Annotated in this window: 24 protein-coding genes and 1 pseudogene; 6 read left to right on the forward strand and 19 right to left on the reverse strand. The window is 59.2% G+C overall.

What is annotated here, in order from left to right:
- Positions 1 to 52: 52 nt before the first annotated feature.
- Both ASG79_RS05110 and ASG79_RS05115 read right to left on the reverse strand, forming a co-directional pair.
- Positions 53 to 1858: a glycosyltransferase family 39 protein gene (locus ASG79_RS05110; RefSeq protein WP_056388973.1), complete on the reverse strand. Its 1806-nt coding sequence runs from the start codon at positions 1856 to 1858 to the stop codon at positions 53 to 55.
- 116 nt (positions 1859 to 1974) lie between these two features.
- Positions 1975 to 3213, reverse strand: a complete 1239-nt coding sequence (locus ASG79_RS05115) for a bifunctional glycosyltransferase family 2/GtrA family protein (RefSeq protein WP_056388976.1) — start codon at positions 3211 to 3213, stop codon at positions 1975 to 1977.
- 85 nt (positions 3214 to 3298) lie between these two features.
- On the opposite strand from ASG79_RS05115, the gene ASG79_RS05120 reads away from it, so the two are divergent.
- Positions 3299 to 5242: a DUF6541 family protein gene (locus tag ASG79_RS05120; protein WP_156400171.1), complete on the forward strand. Its 1944-nt coding sequence runs from the start codon at positions 3299 to 3301 to the stop codon at positions 5240 to 5242.
- Positions 5243 to 5427: 185 nt separating this feature from the next.
- On the opposite strand, the gene ASG79_RS05125 is transcribed toward ASG79_RS05120, so the two are convergent.
- The 11 genes from ASG79_RS05125 to ASG79_RS05165 form a co-directional block, all read right to left on the reverse strand.
- Entirely contained in the window at positions 5428 to 5640 is a 213-nt protein-coding gene (locus ASG79_RS05125) for a Flp family type IVb pilin (RefSeq protein ID WP_056388982.1), read from the reverse strand.
- A gap of 8 nt (positions 5641 to 5648) precedes the next feature.
- Positions 5649 to 6521, reverse strand: coding sequence for a type II secretion system F family protein (locus ASG79_RS05130; protein ID WP_056388985.1), 873 nt, complete (start codon positions 6519 to 6521; stop codon positions 5649 to 5651).
- A gap of 9 nt (positions 6522 to 6530) precedes the next feature.
- Positions 6531 to 7484 (reverse strand): type II secretion system F family protein, encoded by a 954-nt coding sequence (locus tag ASG79_RS05135; protein WP_056388988.1) that lies wholly within the window; start codon positions 7482 to 7484, stop codon positions 6531 to 6533.
- Positions 7485 to 8930: a CpaF family protein gene (locus ASG79_RS05140; RefSeq protein ID WP_056388991.1), complete on the reverse strand. Its 1446-nt coding sequence runs from the start codon at positions 8928 to 8930 to the stop codon at positions 7485 to 7487. It lies immediately after the preceding gene.
- Positions 8927 to 10126, reverse strand: a complete 1200-nt coding sequence (locus ASG79_RS05145) for an AAA family ATPase (RefSeq protein WP_056388994.1) — start codon at positions 10124 to 10126, stop codon at positions 8927 to 8929. The genes ASG79_RS05140 and ASG79_RS05145 overlap by 4 nt, the downstream gene beginning before the upstream one ends.
- Entirely contained in the window at positions 10123 to 10893 is a 771-nt protein-coding gene (locus ASG79_RS05150) for a Flp pilus assembly protein CpaB (protein WP_056388998.1), read from the reverse strand. The genes ASG79_RS05145 and ASG79_RS05150 overlap by 4 nt, the downstream gene beginning before the upstream one ends.
- Before the next feature lie 20 nt (positions 10894 to 10913).
- Positions 10914 to 11918, reverse strand: a complete 1005-nt coding sequence (locus tag ASG79_RS05155) for a TadE/TadG family type IV pilus assembly protein (protein WP_056389001.1) — start codon at positions 11916 to 11918, stop codon at positions 10914 to 10916.
- A complete protein-coding gene (locus ASG79_RS23010; RefSeq protein ID WP_082581682.1) occupies positions 11906 to 12304 on the reverse strand; it encodes a TadE family protein in 399 nt (132 codons plus the stop codon). Before ASG79_RS23010 ends, ASG79_RS05155 begins: the two co-directional genes overlap by 13 nt.
- Before the next feature lie 78 nt (positions 12305 to 12382).
- Complete coding sequence (locus tag ASG79_RS23015) at positions 12383 to 12583, reverse strand: Flp family type IVb pilin (protein ID WP_082581683.1); 201 nt, start codon at positions 12581 to 12583, stop codon at positions 12383 to 12385.
- 31 nt (positions 12584 to 12614) lie between these two features.
- The gene (locus ASG79_RS05160) at positions 12615 to 12815 is read right to left on the reverse strand and encodes a Flp family type IVb pilin (RefSeq protein ID WP_056389004.1); all 201 of its coding nucleotides are present in this window, start codon (positions 12813 to 12815) and stop codon (positions 12615 to 12617) included.
- 278 nt (positions 12816 to 13093) lie between these two features.
- A complete protein-coding gene (locus ASG79_RS05165; RefSeq protein ID WP_056389008.1) occupies positions 13094 to 13720 on the reverse strand; it encodes a prepilin peptidase in 627 nt (208 codons plus the stop codon).
- Between the two features lie 334 nt (positions 13721 to 14054).
- Here ASG79_RS05165 and rplM point away from each other — a divergent pair, with 334 nt between their 5' ends.
- The gene (gene rplM / locus ASG79_RS05170) at positions 14055 to 14498 is read left to right on the forward strand and encodes a 50S ribosomal protein L13 (RefSeq protein WP_015937805.1); all 444 of its coding nucleotides are present in this window, start codon (positions 14055 to 14057) and stop codon (positions 14496 to 14498) included.
- A gap of 38 nt (positions 14499 to 14536) precedes the next feature.
- Entirely contained in the window at positions 14537 to 15040 is a 504-nt protein-coding gene (gene rpsI / locus ASG79_RS05175; protein ID WP_018769171.1) for a 30S ribosomal protein S9, read from the forward strand.
- Positions 15041 to 15094: 54 nt separating this feature from the next.
- On the opposite strand, the gene ASG79_RS05180 is transcribed toward rpsI, so the two are convergent.
- From ASG79_RS05180 to ASG79_RS05190, 3 genes are read right to left on the reverse strand one after another with little or no spacing between them, the layout of a single operon-like run.
- Positions 15095 to 17002: a glycosyltransferase family 39 protein gene (locus ASG79_RS05180; RefSeq protein ID WP_082581684.1), complete on the reverse strand. Its 1908-nt coding sequence runs from the start codon at positions 17000 to 17002 to the stop codon at positions 15095 to 15097.
- The gene (locus tag ASG79_RS05185) at positions 16968 to 18857 is read right to left on the reverse strand and encodes an ArnT family glycosyltransferase (RefSeq protein WP_056389013.1); all 1890 of its coding nucleotides are present in this window, start codon (positions 18855 to 18857) and stop codon (positions 16968 to 16970) included. The genes ASG79_RS05180 and ASG79_RS05185 overlap by 35 nt, the downstream gene beginning before the upstream one ends.
- Complete coding sequence (locus tag ASG79_RS05190) at positions 18854 to 20092, reverse strand: bifunctional glycosyltransferase family 2/GtrA family protein (RefSeq protein ID WP_056389017.1); 1239 nt, start codon at positions 20090 to 20092, stop codon at positions 18854 to 18856. Before ASG79_RS05190 ends, ASG79_RS05185 begins: the two co-directional genes overlap by 4 nt.
- A gap of 294 nt (positions 20093 to 20386) precedes the next feature.
- On the opposite strand from ASG79_RS05190, the gene ASG79_RS05195 reads away from it, so the two are divergent.
- Together ASG79_RS05195 and glmM are read left to right on the forward strand one after the other, a co-directional pair.
- Complete coding sequence (locus ASG79_RS05195; protein ID WP_056389020.1) at positions 20387 to 21544, forward strand: acyltransferase family protein; 1158 nt, start codon at positions 20387 to 20389, stop codon at positions 21542 to 21544.
- 134 nt (positions 21545 to 21678) lie between these two features.
- On the forward strand, positions 21679 to 23040 hold the full coding sequence (gene glmM / locus ASG79_RS05200) for a phosphoglucosamine mutase (RefSeq protein WP_026265751.1): 1362 nt from the start codon (positions 21679 to 21681) through the stop codon (positions 23038 to 23040).
- A gap of 82 nt (positions 23041 to 23122) precedes the next feature.
- Here glmM and mscL read toward each other — a convergent pair whose 3' ends face one another.
- The 3 genes from mscL to coaA are packed head-to-tail and all read right to left on the reverse strand — an operon-like array spanning position 23123 to position 25413.
- Positions 23123 to 23524, reverse strand: a complete 402-nt coding sequence (mscL, locus tag ASG79_RS05205; protein WP_056389022.1) for a large conductance mechanosensitive channel protein MscL — start codon at positions 23522 to 23524, stop codon at positions 23123 to 23125.
- Between the two features lie 24 nt (positions 23525 to 23548).
- A complete protein-coding gene (locus ASG79_RS05210; RefSeq protein ID WP_056389024.1) occupies positions 23549 to 24412 on the reverse strand; it encodes a D-alanyl-D-alanine carboxypeptidase family protein in 864 nt (287 codons plus the stop codon).
- Positions 24413 to 24417: 5 nt separating this feature from the next.
- Positions 24418 to 25413, reverse strand: coding sequence for a type I pantothenate kinase (gene coaA, locus ASG79_RS05215; protein WP_186447803.1), 996 nt, complete (start codon positions 25411 to 25413; stop codon positions 24418 to 24420).
- 117 nt (positions 25414 to 25530) lie between these two features.
- On the opposite strand from coaA, the pseudogene ASG79_RS05220 reads away from it, so the two are divergent.
- Positions 25531 to 25955: pseudogene (locus ASG79_RS05220) on the forward strand (glutamine--fructose-6-phosphate aminotransferase); the annotation flags it as partial.

Raw genomic sequence — 25955 nt, forward strand, 5'->3', positions numbered from 1 at the left:
AAGGATGGCCCAGTTCCGAAAAGGACAGAAGCTGTGCGGCCACTGTCCGCCGTTACGGCAGCAACTTGTAAAACTGGGCACTCCCGATTTGTTCGGCCCGGTAATGGCCTCTCACCCAGTCCACGATTCTTGCCGACTCTCCGCGGCCCTCAAGGGTCAATGGTGGCAGGTCCTGTATGACTACGGACGCCACCTGGTGGTCGGTGACCATACGCTGAAACTGTTCCAGGGTCGGGAAGGGATCAGTACCATCGAAACCGCCAAGCGGCAGCACGGAGCGTAAGCTTGCCAGCTGATAGTTAGCCGCTGTCTCGGAGCCCACCATGGCCGCCGACCATTTGCTGGTGGCCGGCGTGGCACGGAGGCGCGAAACGATTCCGGATTCTGGCAGGTTTCCGAACATGACAGCCATGAAACTGGGTGGCACGTCCGAACCCATCTGCTGACGGTCGGGGTGGTCGGTGCGCACGCCGAGGATACTGGGGCCAGCCACGACGCCTGCACCCTCGTGGGGACTCAGGACTGTATTGAGGGACCAAACGGAAGGACCGGCCAATAGCGCGACAGCCAAGAGGCTCGCTGGCACGTTCCGGAGGGCTGGAAACGGGGGCGGGACCGCCAGAAGGGTGATGGCCAACGACCAGACCAGGAGCGCCACAAGAGGACCTAGCGGAAAATCAGCGGTTGAACGATTCGCCGAGAGGAAGGCCAGAACCATCGTTGCCAGGAGCGTCCCGGCCAGCACCCAGCGTGCGTTTCGCTGGTCACGAAGCCGGTACAAGTGCAGCAGACCCGTCCCTGCGAGGCAGCACAACGGTGGTACAACAGTTAGGCAGTAATACGGATGGACAATACCTGACATGAATGCCAACACCGTTGAGGCGCAGAGAAACCAGAGAACGCACAGACTGAGGAACGCCCGATATCGCCGGCTACCGCTCCGCCGCTTGATGTGCCAGATGGCAATGCACATGCCTGCTACGGCCAGAGGCAGGAACCAGCCGAACTGGCCAGAGAATTGCGGTTGCAGGAAACGCTGAAATCCTGGATCCAGTTTTTCCGCCAGGCTCGCGGTGCTGGGAGACATAGTCCGGCTGGCGTCCTCACCGGTCAGGCGGTCCAGGCCGTTGTAGCCCAAGCTCAATTCCATCGCGCTGTTAAGACGGGATCCTCCGACGAAGGGGCGGCTGGCCGCCGGGACCATCTGCACAAGGACAAACCACCAGCCGCCCGTAACCACTGCTGTTAACAGGGCAGCCGCGACGTGCAGCACGCGTTTCACAAGTGGACCGGTGGCAAAAGCGAGATAGGTAACAGCAACCGCAGGCAGGACCAGTGCGATTTGAAGCTGCTTCGTCAGCAAAGCAGCACCGGTGAGGCCACCGGCCAATATCAGCCACCGAACCTTGTCGCTGCGGATAGACTCCAACGCAGCATAGGCCACGCCGATCATCAGCAAGGTGAGCAATGCATCCGGATTGTTATAGCGGAACATCACCACTGCAACCGGGGTTATGGCGAAGAATGTCGCTGCGAGAAACCCCGCGGTGCTTCCGACATAAGTGCGGACCATGCGGTACATCAGGAAGACGCTCGCGACGCCCATCAATGCCTGCGGCACCAAGATGCTCCAGGGATTCAGACCGAAGGCCCAGACGGAAGCCGACATTAACCAGAGGCTGAGAGGAGGTTTATCGACGCTAATGGCGTTGCCAGGATCCGAGGATGAAAAGAAGAATGCCGTCCAATCCTGTGAGCCTGCCATGGCAGCCGCTGAATAGTACGAATTCGCCCATCCGTTGCGGTCCAGGCCCCAAAGGTAGAGCACCGCTGTCAGGGCCAGGAGGGCCCACAGCATCCAAGTCTCCCTCCGGCGCCCCGAGGATGCCCGATGTGCCGCAAGGGGGGGTTGGCGTGATTGAAGCACCTGCGCTCGAAGCTCAGCGGGGTCCGACGGGTCGGGTGTCAACGCCGTCAAGAGGCGCGTACCGCTTGCGCGCTGGATGCCACAACGCGGCGGGCTGGATCAGTGCCGGGAACACGGAAAACCCAGACGCGCAACATGACGAAGCGCATGAGGGTCGCGAGGATATTAGCCCCTGTCAGTGTCACGAGCTCCATGGTAGGGGAAGCGTGCGGTGCGGAAGTGTGCAATACCAGCAGCGACGATGATGTTATTGACCAGGCCAGCGTAAAAACAACAAGTCCCTGAAACTGCTGGGTAAAGAGCCTGTCCGGGCCGTTCATGCCGAACGTAAAACGGCGATTAGCGGCTGTATTACCCACCGCCGTCAAGAGGAGGGCGAGAAAGTTGGCGGGTTGGGGGCCAAGAGGCTCCTGGAACAGCACATAGAGCAGTGCAAAGGCCACAGTGGATATGGCTCCGACAATGCCGAACCGGATAACTTGCCCAAAAAAGCTGGGCCTCGACTGTGCGACCATGGGGCGCCGCCCCAGCTCGGCATATATCGCTTGGACGGGAATGGACCCTTTCACAAGGGAGCCAGCAACGCGGACCAGTCCGCGAATGTCGTCAGCTGCTGTCTGCATGATGTCAACCCGACTGTCCGGGTCGTCGACCCAGTCCACTGGGATCTCGTGGATCCGAAGGCCCGAGCGCTCCGCGATTATCAGCAGTTCCGTGTCAAAAAACCATCCGTTGTCCTCAATATGGGGAAGGAGTTTCTTGGCGACTTCAGCCCGGACGGCCTTGAAACCGCACTGGGCATCGGAGAAACGAACCTGCATAGTGCGTTTAAGCAGAAAGTTGTATGAGCGCGAAATGAACTCACGCTGCGGCCCGCGGCTTACGCGGGAGCTCTGGCCAAGCCTCGTGCCAATGGAGATATCGGAGTGGCCTGACAGCAACGGGGCGACAAGCGGCGGCAGTGCCGCGAGGTCCGTGGAGAGGTCGACGTCTACATACGCCAGGACTTCCGCGGCGGAAGAAGTCCAGGCATCACGGAGCGCCCATCCGCGGCCCTTCACATCAAGCCGCCGGTAAGCGACATTTGACATACTGGCGGCCAGGCCAGCCGCAATGACTGGTGTCTCGTCAGTGCTTGCGTTGTCGGCGATGGTAATCTGCCACGTCACTGACATTTCGTGACGCAGATAATTTGCGAGTTTAGTGATGCTCTTTTCGAGTACGGCTTCCTCATTGAAAACCGGTACAACAATTTCAAGCGCCAGGCCCCCGTGGCTAAGTTTCATGTTAGGTATGCTATAGGCGCACAGGGAGGGCTTCCGGGCAGAATGTCGAAACTTGGGGAATACTGATGAACTACTTGGGGAATCCTTGAACTCTTGGCTTACTGCTCTGCCGGGCTTTGGAATGGCGGCGGCGGTGCTCTTGTTGCCAGGGCTGCTTCTCGGCTGGACGCTGGGGTTGCGGCGTATTTGGATGATGTCACTTGCGCCGGTCCTGACTGCGTCACTTGTTGCAGTCTCCACCTTGGTTTGCTGGTGGGTGCACATTGACTGGCAGTTGGGCGTGTTCACCGTATCCGTCGTGGTGTGCGCCGGAGTTGCGCTTGTCCTTGTCCGCGTAACGGCCAGGCTTTGGCCGAAGTACTTTATTTGGGATCCCGCAGAGAATTCGGCAGGCGCTGCATACTGGCTTGCCTTACTCGCCAGCGGGATCCTTCTGACCCTGCGCTATGCCCAGATTGTCGAGGACCCGGCCAACATCAACCAAGGCATAGACACGCCATTTCACCTTAACCTCGTCCAGCAGATCATTGATTCCCAAGACGGTTCACCCTTCTCTGTGAGGGAGCTGATGGGGGAAGGAGGCGGTTTTTACCCTCAAATATGGCACGCGCTTGCTGCCCTTGTGGCAGAGGCGGCAGGGTTGCCCGTGGTCGAGGCATCGAATGCCCTAAACTTCGCCGTCGTAGCCTTGGCATGGCCGAGCGGTGTACTTCTCCTGGTCCATGTCGTGGTTGGTCCTAAGATGATCGCCTTGCTGGCTGCCGGTACTGCGAGCGCAGGATTTTTCGCTTTTCCTTTTACTGTCATGCAGAGCCAAAAGAGCGACTTCGGTCCGCTGTTCCCGTATATGCTCGCTGTCACTTTCCTGGCTCCCCTGCTGACGGTATCGGCCTCGTTACTTGGGTTCGGCCGGACACCGATGCCTTGGCCGCTAGGCCTCACGACACTGGTTGCCGGACTGCCCGGTCTTGTGGTCACACACATGTCGGCGCTGGTAGCCCTTGTTGCGCTTACATCGGGTTTCGCTGCCATGGCCGCCGTACGTTCGTTCCGGCAACTCAAACAGAGGAAGTCCGATCCTCTTGCCTACCTCCAATGGACAGCACTTTGGACGAGCGTATTTTCCCTTGGCCTGGTGGTCTGGGCCGTGGTGCGGCCGTGGACCACCACCTGGGATCCGATTGACACCCCAGCGGCGGCCATAGGCAGTGTCCTCGTAGTGGCTCCTACACACGGGGACGTCAGCTGGAGCCTTGCGGTGGTCACACTGCTGGGAACCGCCATCATGTTCAGACGCCCAACCGGACGGTGGTTTCTGGCCGCGTACGGAGGCGCCGTCACGCTTTACCTGGTGGCGGCCTCATTACCACAGCCGCTCGCGAGGCAAATCATTATTGGTGCGTGGTACGGGGACCCACCCCGGCTCGCTGCCCTTCTGCCGATGTTCTGGGCTGTGTTTGTCGGTCTGGCAGCGACGTGGCTCTTTGAAGACATCGCCTCCAGCTACCGTGTCAGATGGTTTGTTGCCGCTGGCATCGCAGCCGCGGCCGCTACTACCGTGATGTGGCCAACAAATTCTCAAACCACGCCGGGGAGGGAACGAACCTACGCTCTTACAGCAGACTCACCCTTGCTGAGCCCCGATGAACTTGAATTGCTGGGCCGTCTTAGTGCCGAAGTCCCGGAGGGTGCGGTGATGGCCAACAACCCGTGGGATGGTAGTTCCACAGCCTTCGCCATCGCGAACCGCCGGGTACTCTTCCCGCACGCATACACAGGTTCGAATCCGGACCGTTTGCTGGTGGCCAAGACACTAAATCAAGCCACGGCCGGCTCAGAGGCTTGTGCGGCTGCAAAGAGGGAGAATGTTGGATTCCTCCTTGATTTTGGCGAGCACTACATTGATCCGCTGCGCACCGAGGTGAATGATTTTCCGGGCATTAGCGTTCCCCCGGATTCGTCGGCATTCGTCAAAGTCGACCAACAAGGCTCCGCCATCTTGTATAGATTCGTGGGCTGCGACCTCTAGTCCGCGATCTCCATGGAAACGATCCGAAGAGGAAACCGCCCTCCTATGGTTTCTGTCGGTAAGCCAGCTGCTCGTTTCACCGACTCGGCTGGCCTCTTTGGACGGCAACAACGGACCCCCTCGGTTCTGGGTGCCGAGGGGGTCCGGTCTATGGGGCGCCAGAGGCGCCGGGCTTACGGCCGCTGCTAGGGGATGCCGAGCGCAGTCTTGATCCCGGAGGTGAGATGGTCAAAGAAGCCGTTAAGTGAGAACCCAAATAAGCCGACTCCGGCCACGATGACGACAGCAACGAAACCAACGGTGATTCCATATTCTGTTGCGGTGGCGCCGTCTTCCTCGCACCTTATTCGCCGTGCGAAATTACGGATCAGGAATAGGGACTGTGCAGGATTCCTCATGACTCCTCCTAGGAGAACGCGGCGATGATGTTCATGACTGCCGGCCCCAGCAGGATGATGAAGAGGGTCGGGAAGATGAAGAAAATTAGTGGAAAGAGAATCTTCACTGGTATCTTCATGGCGTGTTCCTCGGCACGCTGTCGGCGCTTCATCCGCATTTCGTGGGCCTGGACTTTCAGCACCTTGGCGATGGCAATTCCGTATGCATCCGCTTGAACAATCGCGCGGATGAATGAGCGCAGGTCGGGGACGTCAACTCGGTCAGACATAGCCAAATAGGCTTCCTTTCGGGAACGCCCCACTTGCATGTCCTGCAGCGTTCGCATCATTTCGTCAGCCAGTGGGCCGCCCCCATTTTGCGCTGTGCGCGCCATAGCGGCTTCAAACCCAAGACCTGCTTGGACAGAGATCAACATCTGGTCCAGGGTGTTCGGCAACTCCAGCCGAATCTTGTCTCTCCTCTTCTCAGCCTTACTGCGAATCAGCAGGTCCGGTGCGAAATAGCCAAACGCAAGAGCGGCAATGAGGAACGCGAACCGTGCCGGCTCAGGCGAGGCGAGGAAGTAGAAAAGAGCCAGAAGTCCGGCACCGAGAGCCAGTAGCGGTTTCGTCACCAGGAGTCGTTCAAGGGGCCACTCCTTGGGGCGTCCCAGGGCAGCGAGCTGTTTGTCCAGCCAAGCGACGTAGCGAACTGGAGTCACTTTGCGGGCCACTGCGCTGAATTCCAGGGTCAAGCTTTGCGGAGCTGCGTTCCTGGCCCGTTGACCGAGGTTCGTTTGGATGTTTCGAAGGGCGAGCCTATCTACGGCTGCTACCGACCACACGAGGTATGTGACAGGCAAAACGATGGCAAGTATTGCTCCGAGTGCAATGGGTGACATGTTGCTCTCCTAATACTTTGGCTTGATAAGCCGGCTGAGCCAGAAGCCACCGGCAGTGAGCATTACAGCCGCAGCGCTCAGCATCAGGTAACCAGGAACGGTGCTCGTAAACGTTTTCGCATATTGACCGTTGATCAGGATCAGGGCGAAGAACAAAACAACTGGCAGTCCCATGAGCACGGCAGCCGACATCTTGCCTTCGGCACTAAGCGCCTTTACCTGGCGGCGTATCTGGTTACGATCACGGATGGTTTCGCCGACGTGGTCGAGCACTTCCGCCAAATCTCCGCCCACCTCACGGTGGATCTCAATGGCTTGGGAGATCCAACTGAAGTCCTCGCTGCCGGTGCGAGAAGAAACCTCGTTCATTGAATCCCCAAGGTCGCGGCCGATCCTCGTTTCGTTGACGATCCTGCTGAGTTCTTCCGACATGGGTGCGTCACTTTCACGTGCTGACGCGTCGATAGCTCGCAAGAGGGAATGACCAGCACGCATGCTTCCGGTGAGCATTTGCAGGGTGTCCGGCAGTTGCTCATCGAACTTGCCCTTCCGTCTGGAAGTTAGTACCGAAAGATAGGCGAGCATTCCGGCCGGAACAACTGCGAGCAGAATGATCGCGAAGAAGAGCCCCCCAAGCAGGAAACCGAAGACGCTTCCCGCCAGCGCGCCCGCGCCCATCATGAGCAGGAAGTCGGCTGGCTGGGTCTTTAACCCGGCCTGTTCCAGCTTTTCGCGGCTAACCAGAAAGTCTTTTCTTCCTTTCATACGTTTGTTGATGGCGCCAACTGCAGTATCGGTGAGGACAGTCAGCCTGGAAGCACCTGCGGGCACATCCGGCCGGCGCCGTGAGAGCGGAATCGCATGACGGGGTTTCAGTACGACAATGAAAGTGACAATGATCGACGTGAAGATCATTAGCACCCCCGCAACCAACATCATGACCGGAGCTTCTGGAGTTTCCATCTATCGACTCCTTGGCCCTTGCGCACCAAAAACAGCAGGGGAGATTTTGATTCCCAGTTCCTCGAACCTGTCCGTGAACCGGGGCCGGACTCCGGTAGGAATAGGCTTCCCAAGGAATCGGCCGTTCGCGTCAATGCCCGCGGAATAGTCGAAGACGAAGGCATCCTGAAGCGTGACGATGTCTCCTTCCATGCCCTGCACTTCAGTTATGTGTGTCACCCGCCGTGATCCGTCCCTGAGCCGCGAGATATGCACGATCAGGTTTACCGCGGACGCAATCTGCTCCCGGATTGCCCTGAGCGGTAGGTCCATCCCTGCCATGAGGACAAGTGTTTCCAGGCGGGCCACTGCGTCACGAGGCGAGTTGGCGTGGACGGTCGAGATCGAGCCGTCGTGGCCGGTGTTCATCGCCTGGAGCATATCGAGTGATTCGCCGCCACGGACCTCACCGACAACAATGCGGTCAGGCCTCATACGAAGAGAGTTGCGGACCAGATCACGAATAGAGACCTCGCCCTTGCCTTCAATATTCGCTGGCCGGCTTTCGAGTCTGACCACGTGGTCCTGCTGAAGCTGCAGTTCGACGGCATCCTCGATGGTCACGATGCGGTCCGTAGCGGGGATGAAGGAGGAAAGCACGTTCAACATCGTCGTCTTGCCGGTGCCCGTACCACCGGAAACGATGATGTTCATCCTTGCCAATACGCATGCCTGGAGCAACTCGGCCATTTCGGGGGACAGGCTTCCGAAGCTGACCAGTTTTTGTACCGTCAGCGCCTCGCGCCCGAACTTACGGATTGTCAGCGACGCGCCGTTCACCGCCAACGGAGGGATGATCGCGTTTACACGGGATCCATCGGCCAAGCGAGCATCCACAAGTGGGGACGATTCATCGATTCGGCGCCCAATCCGGGTGACGATCCGCTCAATGACCCTACGAAGAGCATCCTCATTACTGAACTTGGTGTCGGTGAGGAAAAGGTGCCCATTTCGCTCGACGTATATCTGGTCCGCCCTGTTCACCATAATTTCTGTGACTGACGGGTCGTCCAGGTACCGCTGCAGCGGTCCATGTCCGAGGACATCGTCGATGATCTCCCGTGTGAGGCGCTGTCGCTCACCCTGTGACAGAGGGACCTGTTCCTCATCAACAACTGCCTTCAGCTCATCCTTTACAAACTGATGGAGCTCAGCCTCCTCAAGGGATGAGTCCGTGATCCGGGAGCCCAGCCTCTCGTAGAGTGCCTGACTGGCCCGTTCCTTGAGGCCTGTGAGTGCCTCGCTCGCAGTTCCACCGGTTACTTCTATCGTCACCGGGGCTTGGGCCTGCTCAGCTGCTTGAGCCAGTTGAATAGAACCCAAGGTAGATGCGAGGTATGGGGCAGCTTCGGAAGTGGGAGCATCGGACTCGCCACGCAACTTTGCAAAACGGTTGGAGAGACTCACTGAACTACCGCCCTTCTGTGGACCTTCTTGCGTGGCGCTTCCCAATTAGGTTTGAACCGCTCGACCAACTTGCGCAGCCCCTTGGCTGCTCCATCCCGGCTGCCATCCTGAAGCAGCGGGACGCCCTTGTTCGTCGAGAATGGGACCGCGCGGGACTTGGGAAGAACGACATCTACAGGCGCGCCAATGGTGGCCTCAACGTCTTGAACTGTCAGGCCCGTCCGCCGATCCGCCATGTTTAGCACCACGTGCCGGTTATCAGGGAGCAGATCGAGTTCCGAAAGGATCTGGAACCCGGTTCGCAACCCACGAATACTCGGGACATCCATTCCGCATACCCAAACAGCGTCCGTGGCCTGCTCCAGAGTGGCCAGCACGTGCTCGCCAAGGCCGGGTGCGGTATCGACCACCACATATTGGAACTCTGCCCTCAGTTGGCGAAGTAAGTGGCTTATATTTTCGCCGGATATCCGGTCCATATCGATAGGATTGCGGGGCGCGCACAGGACGTAAATGTTGCCTGGGTGGAGAGACAAATAGGTCTTGAGTACCATTGCATCCTGGCTCGCGGCACCCACCACAGCCTCCGTGATCGTGAATTCAGGCTCAAGCATCAGGCCGCTTGCTATGTCCCCGAACTGGAGATCCAGGTCGACAACCACGACGCTCATGGGTGAAACCTGTCCCAAGCCGATCGCAAGGTTGCTGGCCACCGTCGTCTTACCCACCCCGCCTTTGGGAGACATGACGGCGATGACCCGGCCTCCTTCAGCGGCCGGACGCTCGGCAGTGTTTGGTGCCAAACCCCGCCGGCGTCCGGCGGCCGCAAGGCTCGCCCGTTCCACCAGTGCTCGAACCTGGTCTAGATCTGCTGCGGGCGGGATCAGATCACGAATACCGGAACGCATTGCATTCAAGGCAAGATCGCCGTCGTCATCTGCCGCCAGCACGATGCTGATTTCGGGATATTGCAGGTCCATGACCGCGGCGAATTTCAGGGCTTCCTCCTGCGGAAGCCCGGGGCCAAGAATGAGCACCTCTGGAGGTTCGCCTGCTTGCTGCCGAAGGAGATCTTCAGGGGACTCGGGAAGGTAAGCGGCTTGGAAAAACTGCAATGATCCGCTCAACGGGGCTACAGATGCCCGAACCTTGCGCTCGTAGTCAAGGGATGGCGATATCAGAATGAACCGGCTCATTTGAATACCTTTGTTTGGTTGACTACACCGTTGGTGCCTTCAGTGGCGTCGGCCGGTTCTTTCGAGAGGTAGACCTTCCCGAATTCAGCGGCATAAACGAGCTTTTCGGTGTCGACTGCATTCCGGGCGAACGTGATCAGGTACGAATCGCTTGTAGCTGGCTTGTTCTCGCTAGCCGCGTTGAGGGCACCCGATGAGCTCCCTTGAGTTGATTGCGCCTGCGTTTGGGCTGCGGCTCCCGAACTGAACTGAACGGCAGTGACTAGAACCTTGTGGAACGTGAGCTGGGTTCCGTTGCCGACGCCCGAAGGATCTGTCATGGAGATGAACACGCCTACTGTGTCGCCGGCCTGGATCTTGCCGCCGACGACCCGCTCAATCCCCAGGCGAAGAGTGATTTCCTGGAGCCCGGGTGGCACCGCAACCCGTGACGGGCCGAGGTAGGCATTTGCGTCTACGAGGCGGCTGCTGAGGAGCTGCTCGCCAGGCACCAGCGCGACTGCGGTGACTGTCGATCCCAACGAGGCCAGATCGTGGACTCCATCGACTGCCACGGCGGTGCGTGGCACTGCTTTAGTAGTAACGTACTGCGAGAGTTGGCTGGCCGGCGTTCCGGCCGGGACGTTCTGTTTGACGACCAGTACGTCCTCTGTTTCGGTGTTTGCCAAGGCGCGTCGATCCGCTCCTTGGACGTAATTGAAGAGAAGGACTGTGCCAAGAACTGCTACCACCAGTGCGGCTATGCCTCCCAGTAGGCGTGTTTTCATTACTTTCCCCTTAGTTGGAACTATTTGATGAGCCGGATTTCCGACGTGCCCAGATTTTGGCCTCCAGGAATGTAGCCACCGGAGCCGATAACCGAGTATTTGACGAACTGGCCGATGACACAGCGGTCGTTTCCGCCTGAGCAAGCTAGGGAGCTTGTCATTCCGGGGTCACTGGCGGTGTTGCGGAACTCGTAAACTCCGTTGTTGCCGAACTTCCAGCCCCAGATTTTGAATGTTGCGTAACCAATAATGTGGAACGAACCACCCTGCCCAGTGCCAGAGGACGTGTCGAACACGGGGAATTCGACTTTGACTTCTCCTCCTGCTTCGATCGTGGTTTTCCAGGTACCGAGAATTGTTGCGCAGCCACTTGGAGGGTTATTGCCGGGGTCCGATCCCATATCATTTGTTCCCACTTGTGTGTCAGCGACACAGGGGGAGTCCTGGTCAAGCCAGCCCCAACCGCCTGGAATCTGTGTTCCGGAGGGGCCCGTGCATGTCCCTCCCGGTTTGTATGACATCTTCTGAACTTCCGCCGTCTGGCTCCCTGAAGCCAGGTTGTAACAGTTGTTAGACAAAGCCAGCGGGAATCCGGAGCCGCCACCAGGGGGGCCCGCAGCTGCTACAGCTTGGGCACCAACCGTTACCGGGCCAGCGTTAATTGCATTTGCGAATAGGTTCGTCAGAAAACTGGACGAACCATTTTTCGTGGACGTAGTGACTGTCACTTGACCGGGTGTCGAAAGATCAACGGAAGCCGTGCTGGCGCCATCGTTGGAGTTTGAATTTGCCAAGTCATTCGCAAGGGCAGGAGTACAGGTGCCGGCCTGGCAACTTAGAGCAACGGCTAGGGCGCTTGCGTCGGCGCCATTTTGCAGTTGCGCGCGCTCGGCATAGATCTGCCCGACATCGACCGCCATTGCACCCGCGCCTATGAGGACGAGCATCATGACAGCGACTGTCACACCGGCTGCTCCGCGTTCACCTTCGTTTGCACCCCTTGCCTTTTTGACTAACCGCCACATTGCATAGCCCCTTTACCTGTGACTGTGAGGCTCGGGCCGAAAAACCCTGTTAGAGAAGAGCCGCTGTATTTGACCGTTACTACTGCAGTCGATGCTGGCGTCGCTGCCGGGCAGGTCGCTGACGAGAAGTCGAAGGTGAGCAGAGAGGAGTTAATTGAAGGTGCGCCGGCCTTGCCAGCTGCCGTTGCTTTCGTCGCGTCCTTGGTGATGGCCATCGTCCGGGCAGCTTCGCGTGATGCCTGTGTGACAGAGACTTGAATGTTGTATGCATTTGAGAACTCGACGATGGCTATGATCAAAGCGACCAGAATCGGGGCGACTAACGCGAATTCGACTGCAACGGCACCCCGTTCACCGTTATCAGAAGTTCTGTTGCTGCGTTTCAAAGGGTCCCCCTGGACGGTTGCAGCTTGAAAAGGGTCGGTGTGCCGTGCTCGGGAGCACGGCACACCGATCCCGGATAACTACCAAGCGCCGACAGTGCCGGCTAGACCATTGAAGAAGGCATTCAGGTTAGTGCCGAAGAGAGTTACCCCTGCGACGATAACCAAGGCAATAAGTCCAACGAGCAGTGAGTATTCAGTGGCCGTTGCGCCCTTTTCGCTGGTGAAGATTGTCCGGATGGCAACCGCCAGTTCTCGAACAAAGGCATTAATGTTTGACATTTTGTCGACACTCCCTCGTTGACGTTGGCTTCTACCAGGCGCCAACCTTGCCAGCGAGTCCGTTGAAGAAGGTGTTGAGGTTGCCGCCGAAGAGCGTTACGCCCGCGACGATCACCAGTGCGATGAGGCCTACCAGCAGGGAGTACTCGGTGGCCGTCGCTCCCTTTTCCGAGGAGAAACGCTCCTTGACACCGGTGACGAAAGCCATCATCGAGACCATGAGAGAAGTCATTGTATTTTCCTTAATTCGGTGAAATTGAAGTGATTTGTATTTCAACGAATTTCCAGCTGCCCCCATAAATCCTTAGCGGCTGGACTTCGCTAAGAAGAGATTGTCATTCAAGCCAACGGGCAACAATGCGTAGTAGTACTCGAATTTTTCGTGGCATGCTGAACTGACGTACTCGAATACTCGGAAAGGTACCTAGGGTGAGATCCGCGTGTTCTCTTTACTACTTGGATGGGTGCGCTTCACCACGAGCGGGAGGCGTCCGGAAGGGAGTGTTCCGGCTACGGGATGAGCAGTGCTGTGATGGCCAGGGCGCCCAGCATAGCGGGGCCATGTGCCACTTCCTTGGCCCTATTCCGGCGTTTTCCACCGACGATTATGGCTGTGCTGATCCCGTTCACAATGAAGCCCAGAAGGCCGCCATACAGCAGTTGGCTCCAACCTAGGTACCCCAGATAAAGGCCGATAGGTGCCGCCAGCTTTACATCACCCATACCGATGGCACCAGGCGAAATCAAAGCCAAAAGAACGTAGATGGCGAACAAAATCGCGGCGCTGAGAAGTGCGCGCAGAAAGTCATCAGCCTGCTGACCAAATATCAGGGGTGCTGCCAACAAGAGAACGCCGGCTACTAGCAAAATTATGACCAGCTGGTTGGGCAATAAATGCAGCGCAATATCCACCCTGGCAAGCTGCACACCAAGCACGGCCAGGAGTATCAATGCGGGCAGTGCCGCAGTATTTCCGAAACGCACAACGAGGGCGACACAGGCGGCGCCGGTGATTGCCGCCGTCGTAATCCGAACCCGCAAAGTAGGAAGGCCACCCAGCCGCGGGAGCAGTCGCGAAATCAAGAGCTCGGCCACGGGGGAGAGGAAGAGCCCCAGGAGGCCGATGGCAACGACCATGAGACCAGCGGTCGGACCGTTGCCCCCTGCTGATACCACTGCGGCCCCCTAAGTAGCTTGGGCCGGCGCGGGATGTACCCACCGCCGGCTACCCCATTTTGACCCTGAACCCCTTGACGCGCTAATCTTGGTAGTCGTTGTGCGTGTCCTATTCCGATGGTGCGTGCCCGCTTGAGAATCCGGTTGCAGGATAACTACTCAACGTGCACATTCGGAACTTCAGGATGACTGGTTACATGGAGCCCTCACCTCTGTTCCGGTAGCGCGCAGACAGTAGGTGCGCGAGCTAGCGACACCTAAACAAGAACGCCAGAACAAGAACGAGGCAAACACCGTGCGTACGTACACCCCGAAGCCCGGCGATATCAACCGCCAGTGGCACGTCATTGACGCCACCGACGTTGTCCTTGGTCGTCTTGCAAGCCAGACCGCAATCCTGCTGCGCGGCAAGCACAAGGCCACTTTCGCATCCCACATGGACATGGGCGACTTTGTCATCATCATCAACGCCGAGAAGGTAGCCCTGACCGGTGCCAAGCTGGAGCAGAAGCGCGCATACCGCCACTCCGGCTACCCGGGCGGCCTGACCTCCGTCAACTACGCGGAACTGCTGGAATCGAACCCGGTCCGCGCCGTTGAGAAGGCCATCAAGGGCATGCTCCCCAAGAACTCCCTGGCTGCCCAGCAGCTCGGCAAGCTGAAGGTGTACCGCGGTGCCGAGCACCCGCACGCCGCCCAGCAGCCCAAGACTTTCGAAATCACCCAGGTCGCCCAGTAGTCCTGGCCACCAAACAACTTATCTATACAAGGAGAATCGTGGCTCAGAACGAAGAGACCACCGAGGTCGTCGAGGCCGAGGAAAACCTGACCAGCTACACCTCTGAGAGCTCAGCTGCTGAAGCTGCTCCCAAGAAGGAGCGCCCGGCCCTGACCGTTGCCGGCGCAGCTGTTGGCCGCCGCAAGGAAGCCGTTGCACGCGTCCGCGTTGTGCCCGGCTCCGGCAAGTGGACCATCAACGGCCGCGAGCTGGCGAACTACTTCCCCAACAAGCTGCACCAGCAGGACGTCAACGAGCCCTTCAAGATCCTCGATCTCGAAGGTGCCTACGACGTCATCGCCCGCATCCACGGCGGCGGCATCTCCGGCCAGGCAGGCGCCCTGCGTCTTGGCATCGCCCGTTCCCTGAACGAGATCGACGTCGAGAACAACCGCGCGACCCTGAAGAAGGCCGGTTACCTGTCCCGCGACGCCCGTGTCATCGAGCGTAAGAAGGCTGGTCTCAAGAAGGCCCGTAAGGCTCAGCAGTACTCCAAGCGCTAAATCCGCTTGCACAGAAGCCCGCCCCGCTATCCAGCGGGGCGGGCTTCTGTCGCTTCAGTCTGGTAGTTGCTGCGTCAGATCATACAGACGAACACCGGCGAATTCCCGGTATGGGTAGTGGTCTTGGATCCAAGCGACAACCGACAGTGTGTTCGGGCTGGCAGACCAACTTAGGATACCCGGCTGGTGGATGTAGTAGTGCACTTCTCCTGCGTGTAGATAGTCCTTAAAGGAGTTCAGTGACGGGTAAGAATCCAGAGCAGAGAAACCGCCAACGGACATCACCGGACGCTTCGTAGCCAGTTGGTAAAGGGCCGCATTTTCGCTTCCCGTCGTCGCAGCCGCCCAACGCGCGCCAGAAGATGTCCCCTCAATGTATGCTGCAATTTCTGCGACCACAGGCTCTCCTCGAGAGAGTGCGTACTTGCTCTTCTCATCCAGCCTCAATTGTTCGGCGTCGCGTTTGTGCCAACTCTCGGCAGTCGGAACAGGTCCGGAAATCGGAAACGATCCTTGCTGGGAAGTCGATATGGACTCGATGACGAACAACGCAGGGATTATGACTATTGTCGTCCCTGCTAGTAAGAGCGCTATCGAAGCGACTTGATGTCGTTTGGCCGTAAGGGGAAGTAGTAGGGCGACTGCAGACGCAAGCGCTCCGACTTTCATTCCGAATACTGCCCAAGGCTGCCAGTCCTGAAACCACGTGAGGATACCGGACGTGAGTACAGCGCAGAGGAGCGTGACAACCGCTGCCCCCCGCACATAGATCATCCTATTTCTGTTCACCCAGAAGGCTTCGAACGCGGCGCCAGCCATCGATGCCATTGGTAGTGCCAGCATCGAGGTGTAGTACGGGTGGATATCACCGGTCATGAAGCTAAGCACTGCAAAGGTGGTCAAAAACCACATGACCAATAGTGCCATAGCGTAGGACCCCAAACGGGACGGGCTGCGGCGGCAGATTCTGATCACCATCAGAGCTGTGCCCACGAAGGCAACAGGTAGCAGCCATGCCACCTCGGGAGCGTAATTGATGGTGAAGAGACGGATTGGACTTGCGTCATATCCAACTACCCCTGAAAAGTCTTTTGGATTAACGGCGCCTAGGTCCGTCTTGCCGGTCAACCGGCCGAGCCCGTTGTATCCAAAAGTAAGGTCGACAAAGCTGTTTGTCGTTGTTCCACCTATCCAGGGTCTTTTCGAGGGCGGCGTCAGTTCAACGATCGCAATCCACAATGAAGCCGGAATAAGTGTGACCACTGCGGCGGTAAAAAGATGGCCAAGCCTCGCACGCATTCGGCCGTCGCCGAAGATCAAGAACGCAAGTCCGAGAGCTGGTACCAGAATCCAACTCTGGAACTGCTTACATAGGAAGGCAATGCCCAGGATAAACGAGGCTGCGTAGATATACCTCGGTTGGTGCTTTTCTGCTGACTTCACGGCGAAAAATACGGCCAAAGACCACAGAAACAGTAGCAAGGCGTCCGGATTATTGAACCTAAAAATAATGGATGTCACAGGAATGAGTACCACAAACAGCCCGGTAATAAGAGCTTGACGCCGACTAGACCAGCAAAGCGTGGTGCGGTAGACCATGCCTACTGTTGCAATCCCCATCAATGCTTGAGGGACGAGGACGCTCAATGAATTTAGGCCGAATAGCCTTATGGACAATGCCATTATCCACAAATGCGCCGGCGGCTTATCTACTGTTAGACCGTTTCCTGCATCGGCAGAACCGTAGAACAGGCCTTGCAAATCTGCGGCGCCTACTTGCGCCGCAGAGGCGTAATAGGGATTTCCCCATCCATTTATCGTTAGGTTCCACAAGTAGACCAGTCCGGCTATGGAATAGAGCGCTGCTTCGGGCCAATGTCTCGTCCATCTGTCAGGCCAAGGCGCTTTCGGTTTACCTGCGCTTCGTTCATCGAGCGCCGACGTTGTAGACGTTAGTGCCATCTATCTTCTCCGCTTCAAAGTTTGCTTTGACCCAATCCTGTAGGGCAATGAGATCCTTGCTGTTGCCCGGCACCCTCAGTTGCTCTTGCTGCTCGATCACATAGCAGACCTGACCGGAGGATACTGCCGTTTGAAATTGTTCGAGGGTCGGTGTGGGGTCCACCGCCGCGAATCCCCCAATCGACATAACCGCGCGTCCTGTTGCAAGTTGATATTGGGCGGCGGTTTGGCCGGGATATGTTGCAGCGGCCCATGTGCAGCTGTCTGGGGCCTGCCGAACAAGGTTGACCATGGCGGGGCTTGGTTTAATACCAATCGCTATGCCTGTGGCCCACGCTGGCTCTTGCTGCTTTACCCCTTGTAGAAACCGACTCAGTGTATTCGGGTTGTTTGTCAGCGCACCTGACATGGGATTTGATCCCTCCTGCGGCGACTGCAGCGTGAATGCGGAGCAGGAAAGGGGGCCTACAAGGAGTACACCGACCGCAAGAGAGCCAGCAGTGCGAGGTATCCACTGCCGGGGTGCCCGGACTGCCAGAACTGCAGCTGCGCAAACGCCGAGGAGTAGGAGGCTAGTCCCCAACCAGTCTGGATAGGCGCTGCTCAATTGCCACATCCCGTGCGCGAACACCGTGGCCACCACCAGGGAGAATGCCAGGGTAATGCGCCCCGAACGTGTGTTCACTGATTTTCTCATCAAGTCAGTCCCTAGGCCGAGGCATAGAGCCATGGGAAGTGCCAGAGATGCAGTGTAGTAGGAATGAAAGTTAGTTCCCATAAAGCTGAGCACCATATAGGTGGTAGCTGTCCATGCCACCGACCCACAAATAAGAATTGACTGTCGGCGAGAATAGCTATTTTTCGCTAGGAGAATGATCAACCCTATGCAGGAAAGTAAGGCTGGCAGCAGAAGCCAACCTAGTTCTTGGCCGTAGTTTGCATTGAACAGTCGAAGCAATCCAGCATCTGATTCCACCGTGCGGAATTGGACGGGTATTAGGGCGGCAGATGGGGAGTCGTCGTGCTGCAGGACGCGATCCAGTCCGTTGTACCCCAATGTGAGCTCAATCATGCTGTTAGTGGTCGAGCCCCCGATGTAAGGGCGACTTGAATTGAATCGCGAGTCCACGAAAAGTGGCCACGCGAGTGAACCAATCCCTAGCACGAGGCCCGCGGCACCCAAGGAAACGAATCGCCTGCGCCACCCAAGTGGTGCGTAGAGTAAATACGATGCAGCAACTGCCGGAAGTACAAGGAAGGCCTGCAGTTGCTTAGTTAGAAACCCCAGGATAAGGAAGACGGTCGCCAGGAGCATATACCTGAAGTGACCGCTCTCGGATGCGCGAACACCTGCGTAGAGGGCGGCGACCATCAAAAGAACCATAAGAGGGTCTGGGTTGTTGTAGCGAGCCATCAGGACTGTGATGGGGGCGAAAGCATAGGCGATTCCTGCGAGGAGGGCGGTTGAGAAAGGAAAACACCGCCTCAAAAGCCGAAACGCCATGTAAGTGCTGGCCAATGTCATGACTGCCTGTGGAACCATTATGGACCAAGAGTTGAGGCCAAAAATCCGAACAGAGATTCCCATAATCCAAAGGCTTAGCGGGGGCTTGTCGACCGTGATGAAGTTGCCCCAATCAGCCGAAGCGAAAAGAAATGCTTCAAGGTTGTACTGTCCGGCCTGTATCGCAGCAGAGTAATAGGCATTTGCCCAGCCATTTCTGTCAACTGCCCAGACGTACACGAGCCCCGCCGCGAGCATTAGGGCACCAAGAGCCCATTTTTCCCTGTGCCGGTGAACAGGGACCTGGTCGTTCAGGACCGCAGTGCCCCGCTGCTCTTCCGCGACTTTCACAGGCCAGACTTTCCGGCATGCGCAACTTGCATGCTTGTCGCACTGCCCGAAGTACGGCCGCCTCTGAAGACCCAGAGGCGGAGGAGCACGAATCGCAGCAATGTCGCAACGACGTTCGCAGCAGTCAGAACTAGAAGTTCCACTCTGGGTGCAGCGTCGGGATGCACCGAGTGGAGCACCAGCAAACACGATGACGTGATAGCCCAGGCCAACAAGAAGACCAAGAAACCTTGGAATTGTTGGGTGAACAATTTCTCTGGCCCGCTTATACCGAATGTGTATCTGCGGTTTGCTGCGGTATTTCCTACCGCCGTAAGCAGTAGTGCAACGAAGTTGGCTTCCTGAGAGCCAAGGGGTCCCTGCATCATTAGGTACAGCAGAGCGAACGCCAGAGTCGAGGCCGCCCCCACGAGTCCAAAGCGGAGTACCTGCCCAAAGAAGCTTGGCCGGTTCAGAGGCGCGATCGGCCGGCGTCCGAGTTCAGCGTAGATTGCCTGAACAGGAATCACGCCCTTTAATAAGGAGGTGGCTACCCGCACCATCCCCCTGAGGTCATCCAGAGCAGTCTGCTTGATATCGACCCGGCTGTCGGGATCATCCACCCAATCGACTGGAATTTCGTGAATGCGGAGCCCGGAGCGTTCAGCAATGATCAGCAACTCTGTGTCGAAAAACCAGCCGTTGTCCTCGATATGGGGGAGCAGGCGTTTCGCTACGTCGGCCCGAAGTGCCTTGAACCCGCACTGTGCGTCGGAAAACCTCACGTGCATTGTGCGACGCAACAGGAAGTTGTAGGACCGGGAAATGAATTCGCGCTTCGGACCACGGCTCACCCGTGAGGTCTGACCCAACCGTGTGCCTATCGAAATATCCGAATGACCAGACAGCAAGGGGGCGACAAGGGGCGGAAGCGCCGCAAGATCGGTGGATAGATCCACGTCCAAGTAGGCGAGGACTTTTGCTTCGGAAGCGGTCCAGGCATCTCTCAGTGCCAAGCCGCGTCCTTTGGCTTCAAGGCGTCGGTATTCGATGTTTTCATGTTGCTCACTGAGTCGAGCGGCAATCACCGGTGTCCCGTCGGTGCTTGCATTATCGGCGATGGTAATTTTCCACGTCGACGGCATTTCATGCGTCAGATAATCGGCGAGCCTTGTGATGCTGTTTTCGAGTACCGCTTCTTCGTTGTAGACCGGTACTACAATTTCGAGCGCCAAGCCCCCATAGCTAGGTGTCATGCATGGATCGTAGGGTTCACGAAGTAGGCACGGCGAGGGTTTGAGGTAAAGACAGGTACCCGGACCGTGATCTAAGTAGCCAGGAAGTCCCGCACTCTCGCTGAGGCAGGTAATCGCGATGGAAGACCAAGTAGCCGGTTGGAAGCCTTCTTGCTGCAAAAGGGAGCTCCAATCACCGTTCCGCCTGAAAAGCCCGGATAGCCACTAGGTTCCGGGCCGTGTGGGAGGTGCGACGGCGAAATCAGGTAGTTGCTACTGAGGCGCAGGACCGGGCCGGCTACATACCTTTGACGCATGCAAGGGATAGGCGTGGCGCGGTACCAAGCCCTCGATGGGTTGAGGGGCATCGCCGCATGCGTGGTCCTGATTCATCACTGTTGCCTGGTCTCCCCGGAGCTGGCGGAAGCGGTGGACAGCAACGGACGCGGCACCTTCGAACCGTGGACATGGTGGACCGTCTTTTCGCCCCTTCACCTTTTCTGGGCAGGCCAAGAGGCGGTCTTTGTGTTTTTTATCCTGTCCGGGTTCGTCCTCACGCTGCCACGGCTGCGAGGCCGTCCTCAGAGTTGGCCGGCTTATTACTGTAAGCGAATAGCTCGAATCTTTCCGCCCGTGTGGGCGTCGCTCGGTCTCGCTGTCATTACCGTCTGGATTGCTCCCAGGATCGCAGACCCTGACCTAAGTTCTTGGGTCAATAAGCATCAAGAACCCACAAATGCCTTCATTGATGGAGCCTTGCTTTTCGGCGCAAGTAGCTTGAACTCACCTCTCTGGTCTCTGAGGTGGGAAGTTCTGTTTTCATTGTTGCTCCCGATGTTTTGCATAGGTGTCTGTCGATTCAGGCAAGCCTGGATGCTGCGCATGGCGGGCCTTCTCATGACAATCGGCCTAGGAGACATCCTGGAAGAGGACGTACTGGTATTCCTCCCCATGTTTGGACTCGGCGTTCTCATGGCATCGCATGTGGAGGTTCTCAGCGCGTGGGCGGCAAAGTTCCGTTCCAGCACGTGGTGTGGGCTTCTCACCGTCACACTCATCTTCTTGTTGTCGCGCTGGATTCTGCCTGGCATTCCTGCAGCCAATGCACTGTCTGCAGTCGGCGGAGTACTTCTTCTGTTCATGTTCGTCGGGTCGAAGGGGACCAGCATGATTGGGAGTGCTCCGGCTCTCCAATGGCTGGGCAAACTGTCCTTTAGCCTTTACTTGACTCACGAACCCGTGGTTGTGTCCGTCGCCCTTGTGACACATTCTGATGAGCCCGTTGTAGTCGGGCTCATCGCCGTACCGCTTTCTATCGCCTTGGCCGTGGCTTTCAGCGCCTTGGTGGAGCGACCCAGTCTTCGATTGGCGTCAACCGTGGGTGATCTGGTCGACAAGACAAGCTGGCGTCCACGTCTATGGAGTCAGGGCCGGGAAAGCCGCATCCAAAACAAGGAGCCATCCAGGAATTAAGCGGTCGGGAGATCGTCGGCCCGATGCCTGCGATTGCGCTGGGACGCCTTCTGATTCAGGTTGAAGATCGGCAATGCGTGCCTGGGAAGCAGCGGTTTCCATTTCCCCCCACACCCATCCTCTACACTTGACCGGTGTCTAGATTATTTGGAACTGATGGTGTCCGGGGGCTGGCCAACGGCCTGCTGACAGCAGAACTGGCCCTGCAGCTGGCCCAGGCGGCCGCCGTCGTGCTCGGCCACGACCGCAACTCCAACGGCTCCCGGCCCCGCGCCGTGCTGGCCCGCGACCCGCGCGCCAGCGGCGAATTCATCGCCGCAGCCGTGGAAGCCGGGCTCTCCAGCTCAGGCATCGACGTCTATGACGCAGGGGTCCTGCCCACCCCCGCGGCCGCTTACCTGGTGGCGGACCTGGACGCGGATTTCGGCGTCATGATCTCCGCCTCCCACAACCCGGCACCGGATAACGGCATCAAGTTCTTCGCCCGCGGCGGCCAGAAGCTGCCCGACGAGGTGGAGGACGCCATCGAAGCCCAGATGGGCAAGGAAGCCGTCCGGCCCACCGGCGCCGACGTAGGCCGCATACAGCGCTTCTCCGACGCAGAGGACCGCTACATCGTCCACCTGCTCCGCACCCTCCCGCACCGCCTCGATGGCCTCACCGTGGTCCTTGACTGCGCCAACGGTGCGGCCAGCGGCTGCTCGCCCCAGCTCTTCAAGGACGCCGGAGCTGACGTGGTCGTCATCGGCGCCGATCCGGACGGACTCAACATCAACGATGGCGTCGGCTCCACCCACCTCGGCCCGCTCAAGGAGGCCGTGATCAAGTACGGTGCCAACCTGGGAATCGCCCACGACGGCGATGCCGACCGCTGCCTGGCCGTGGACCACGAAGGCAACGAGGTTGACGGCGACCAGATCATGGCCATCCTCGCCGTCGCGCTCAAGAACTCCGGCAAACTCAAGGATGACGTCCTGGTAGCCACCGTCATGAGCAACCTCGGCCTGAAGATCGCCCTCCGCGAAGCCGGCATCACCATCGTGGAAACCGCGGTGGGGGACCGCTACGTGCTGGAGGGCATGCGCGACGGCGGCTACAACCTGGGCGGCGAACAGTCCGGCCACGTCATCTTCGCCGACCACGCCACCACCGGCGACGGCCTCCTCACCGGCCTGCAGCTCGCCGCGCAGGTGGCCCTGACCGGGAAACCGCTCAAGGAACTCGCCACCGTGATGACCAAGCTCCCGCAGGTCCTCATCAACGTCAAGGGCGTGGACCGCACCCGCGTGGGCAGCAGCGATGTCCTGGCCCAGGCAGTGGCATCGGCGGAAGCAGCGCTTGGGGAAACCGGCCGCGTCCTGCTCCGCCCATCCGGCACAGAGCCCGTGGTCCGCGTCATGGTGGAGGCCGCCGACGAGGAGACGGCCCAGTCCATCGCCGAACACCTGGCCCAGGTGGTCCGCACCGAACTCGCGCTGGAGCTCGCCTCCAACTAGCCGGCGCGGCTCAAAACAACCGCAGCAAAAAGAGTGGCCCGCCTCCCAACAGGGAGACGGGCCACTTTGCGGTTGGAAAGGCTTAGACCCGGTCCTTCAATGCATCCCGGATCTCGGTCAGGAGCGCAACCTGCGGATCCTCTGCAGCGTCCTTCTTCACATCCTTGTTGATCCCAAGCCGGCGGTTGCGGCGCTCAATCATGATGTTCATCGGCATCACCACCACAAAATAGATGGCCGCCGCAATCAGCAGGAAGTTCACCACCGCGGTCAGCAGCACCCCGAACTCGATGGCGTTGCCGTTCAGCTCCACCCTTCCAAAGCTGTCGAAGTTGGGTGCACCCACCAGGCCTGAGACGAAGGGCATCAGCACTTTGTTGACCAGCGCCGTCACCACGGCGCCGAAAGCAGTACCCATGACGACGGCGACCGCAAGGTCAACCACGTTGCCCTTCATAATGAAGTTTTTGAATCCACTAAGCATGGAAACCAACCTAGCGCACCGGCATTACAGGTACGCCGGTGCCGCCTCCAGGCCGAAGTATTCCTCCAGCGTGCCAATGCCCCGGTTCAGCATGTCCGTGGCCGCCTCCACGCCCACGTACCGCAGGTGCCACGGCTCGTAGTAATACCCCGTGATGGGGTGCAGCATCCAGGGATACCGCACCACGAATCCAAAGCGGTGGCCGTTGGCTTTCGCCCAGGACGCCGCTGGCTGGTCGGCAAAGCACGGCTGGAAGCTGCAGGCGCCCCCGCCGTCCGCGATGTCGAACGCCCACCCCGTCTGGTGCTCCGAGTGGCCGGGCCGGGCACTGGCCGTGTCGGCATCGGCTTGACCGCGCGCCGCGACGTACCCGTTGTAGGTGGTCACCTGCGTGCTGTACGAGCGGTAGCCGCTGGCCAGGACCAAAGCCACGCCATCCTGCGCGGCGGCCGCGAACATCGCTTCGGCTGCCGCCGCCGTCAGGCTGTTCAACAGCGCCGCCTCGCCCGCGGCGGAAATGGCGACGGCGGGACGCACCAGGTCAGCCGGCACAAAGTCCGCCGGCTTCAGGGGCCGGTGCTTGTTGACGATGACCCACTGGCTGGCCGGGTCATCAAGCGAAAACTGGCGCGCCAGGGCCGCCGACGGCGACGGTGACGGTGCGGGGGACGGCACCTCCGGTGACTGGCCCACCGTGGCGGCTTCCGCCGTCGGGCCCGCTGAAGCGGTGACCGCAGCAGGGGAGGGGGCTGCGGAAGAAGCAGCGGACGACGCCGGCACGGCGTTGGGTGCCTCAGGCGTGCACGCTGCCAGGACAGTCAGCCCGGCCCCCGCTGCGAGGAACCGGGTGAAGCTGCGCCGGCTGGGAGACCCGCATTGGTAGCACACCTGTGCTACACCTTCCGGAGGAGCATGCGGCGAATGGAGTGGTCCGCTTCTTTGGTCAGCACCAGTTGCGCCCGCCCCCGCGTGGGAAGGACATTCTCCTCCAGATTGGGCTCGTTGATCCGCTTCCAGATGTCGCGGGCCGTGGTTTCGGCTTCCTCGTCGGACAGCGTGGCGTAGCGGTGGAAGTAGGACTCCGGCTGTGCGAACGCGGTGCTGCGCAGCTTCCGGAACCGGTCCACGTACCACTCCTCAATGTAGGAGGTCTTGGCGTCGACGTAGATGGAGAAGTCAAAGAAGTCGCTCAGTGCCAGCCCCTGGCGGCCGTCATGCCGGGGCCGTGCCGGAGCCAGGACGTTCAGGCCCTCCACGATGAGCACGTCCGGGCGGCGGACCACCACTTCCTTGCCGGGCACGATGTCGTACGTGACGTGGGAGTACCAGGGCGCGCGCACTTCCTCGGCGCCGCCCTTGATCTCGCTCACGAAGCGCAGCAGCGCCCGCCGGTCGTAGGACTCCGGAAAGCCCTTCCGGTCCAGCAGCTGCCGGCGCTTGAGTTCGGCCAGGGGGTAGAGGAAGCCATCGGTGGTGATGAGCTCCACGTTGGGGGTGCCCGGCCAGCGGCGGAGCATCTCACGCAGCACGCGGGCGATAGTGGACTTGCCCACGGCAACCGAACCGGCCACGCCGATCACGAACGGGGTGCGCTGGGTCTGCTCGCCCAGGAACGTGGTAGTGGCCGCGTGCAGCTGCCCCGCCGCCTCAACGTACAGGTGCAGCAGCCGTGACAGCGGCAGGTAGACATCCCTGACTTCATTGATGTCCAGGGGGTCACCGAGCCCGCGAAGGCGCAGCACATCCTCTTCATTAAGGGGCTGTTCCATCTGGGCTGCGAGCCGGGACCAGGTTTGCCGGTCCAGCTCCACGAACGGCGAGGCACCCTCCCCGTTCGCTTCATTGCGTTGCGAAGTCACGCTAAAGATTCTGCCCCGCGCCCGGCCCATCACGAAATGAGCGCCCTGCTCAGCGCGGCGGAGCCCGTCACGCAGGCCCCCGTAAAAGCCCCGCCGGGTGGGCCGCCGGTTTAGAGCAACAGGCACGCTGCCGATAGTCTTGTGCCTATGTGTGGAATCGTGGGATACGTAGGCCGTCCGGTGGACGGTGCAGTTAATGGTCACAGTGCCCTGGATGTTGTCCTTGAAGGACTGCGCCGCCTGGAGTACCGCGGTTATGACTCTGCCGGCGTGGCAGTGGTGTCCAAGGGCGCCATTGAGTCGCGGAAGAAGTCCGGGAAGCTGAGCAACCTGATTGCCGAGCTGGAGGCCCGCCCGTTGCCTGAGACGGTGACCGGGATCGGACACACCCGCTGGGCCACGCACGGCGGCCCGACGGACCGCAACGCGCACCCGCACCTGGCTGACGGCGGCAAGCTGGCCGTGATCCACAACGGCATCATCGAAAACTTCGCCGAGCTCAAGCTCGAGCTGCTTGAAAAGGGCGTCACGTTCCTGTCCGAGACGGACACCGAGGTCGCTGCCGCGCTGCT

The sequence above is a fragment of the Arthrobacter sp. Soil761 genome (assembly GCF_001428325.1).
Taxonomy (GTDB): domain Bacteria; phylum Actinomycetota; class Actinomycetes; order Actinomycetales; family Micrococcaceae; genus Arthrobacter.

Bases quoted from the DNA above. Each gene is read 5' to 3' on its own strand.
- mscL (WP_056389022.1), bottom strand. From the start codon at position 23,524: ATGCTTAGTGGATTCAAAAACTTCATTATGAAGGGCAACGTGGTTGAC.
- ASG79_RS05145 (WP_056388994.1), bottom strand. From the start codon at position 10,126: ATGAGCCGGTTCATTCTGATATCGCCATCCCTTGACTACGAGCGCAAG.
- ASG79_RS05150 (WP_056388998.1), bottom strand. From the start codon at position 10,893: ATGAAAACACGCCTACTGGGAGGCATAGCCGCACTGGTGGTAGCAGTT.
- ASG79_RS23015 (WP_082581683.1), bottom strand. From the start codon at position 12,583: ATGTCAAACATTAATGCCTTTGTTCGAGAACTGGCGGTTGCCATCCGG.
- ASG79_RS05165 (WP_056389008.1), bottom strand. From the start codon at position 13,720: ATGGTCGTTGCCATCGGCCTCCTGGGGCTCTTCCTCTCCCCCGTGGCC.
- ASG79_RS05115 (WP_056388976.1), bottom strand. From the start codon at position 3,213: ATGAAACTTAGCCACGGGGGCCTGGCGCTTGAAATTGTTGTACCGGTT.
- ASG79_RS05125 (WP_056388982.1), bottom strand. From the start codon at position 5,640: ATGAGGAATCCTGCACAGTCCCTATTCCTGATCCGTAATTTCGCACGG.
- ASG79_RS05180 (WP_082581684.1), bottom strand. From the start codon at position 17,002: ATGGCACTAACGTCTACAACGTCGGCGCTCGATGAACGAAGCGCAGGT.
- ASG79_RS05110 (WP_056388973.1), bottom strand. From the start codon at position 1,858: ATGCTGTGGGCCCTCCTGGCCCTGACAGCGGTGCTCTACCTTTGGGGC.
- ASG79_RS05130 (WP_056388985.1), bottom strand. From the start codon at position 6,521: ATGTCACCCATTGCACTCGGAGCAATACTTGCCATCGTTTTGCCTGTC.
- ASG79_RS05190 (WP_056389017.1), bottom strand. From the start codon at position 20,092: ATGACACCTAGCTATGGGGGCTTGGCGCTCGAAATTGTAGTACCGGTC.
- ASG79_RS05155 (WP_056389001.1), bottom strand. From the start codon at position 11,918: ATGTGGCGGTTAGTCAAAAAGGCAAGGGGTGCAAACGAAGGTGAACGC.
- ASG79_RS05195 (WP_056389020.1), top strand. From the start codon at position 20,387: ATGCAAGGGATAGGCGTGGCGCGGTACCAAGCCCTCGATGGGTTGAGG.
- ASG79_RS05160 (WP_056389004.1), bottom strand. From the start codon at position 12,815: ATGACTTCTCTCATGGTCTCGATGATGGCTTTCGTCACCGGTGTCAAG.
- ASG79_RS05135 (WP_056388988.1), bottom strand. From the start codon at position 7,484: ATGGAAACTCCAGAAGCTCCGGTCATGATGTTGGTTGCGGGGGTGCTA.
- coaA (WP_186447803.1), bottom strand. From the start codon at position 25,413: ATGGGCCGGGCGCGGGGCAGAATCTTTAGCGTGACTTCGCAACGCAAT.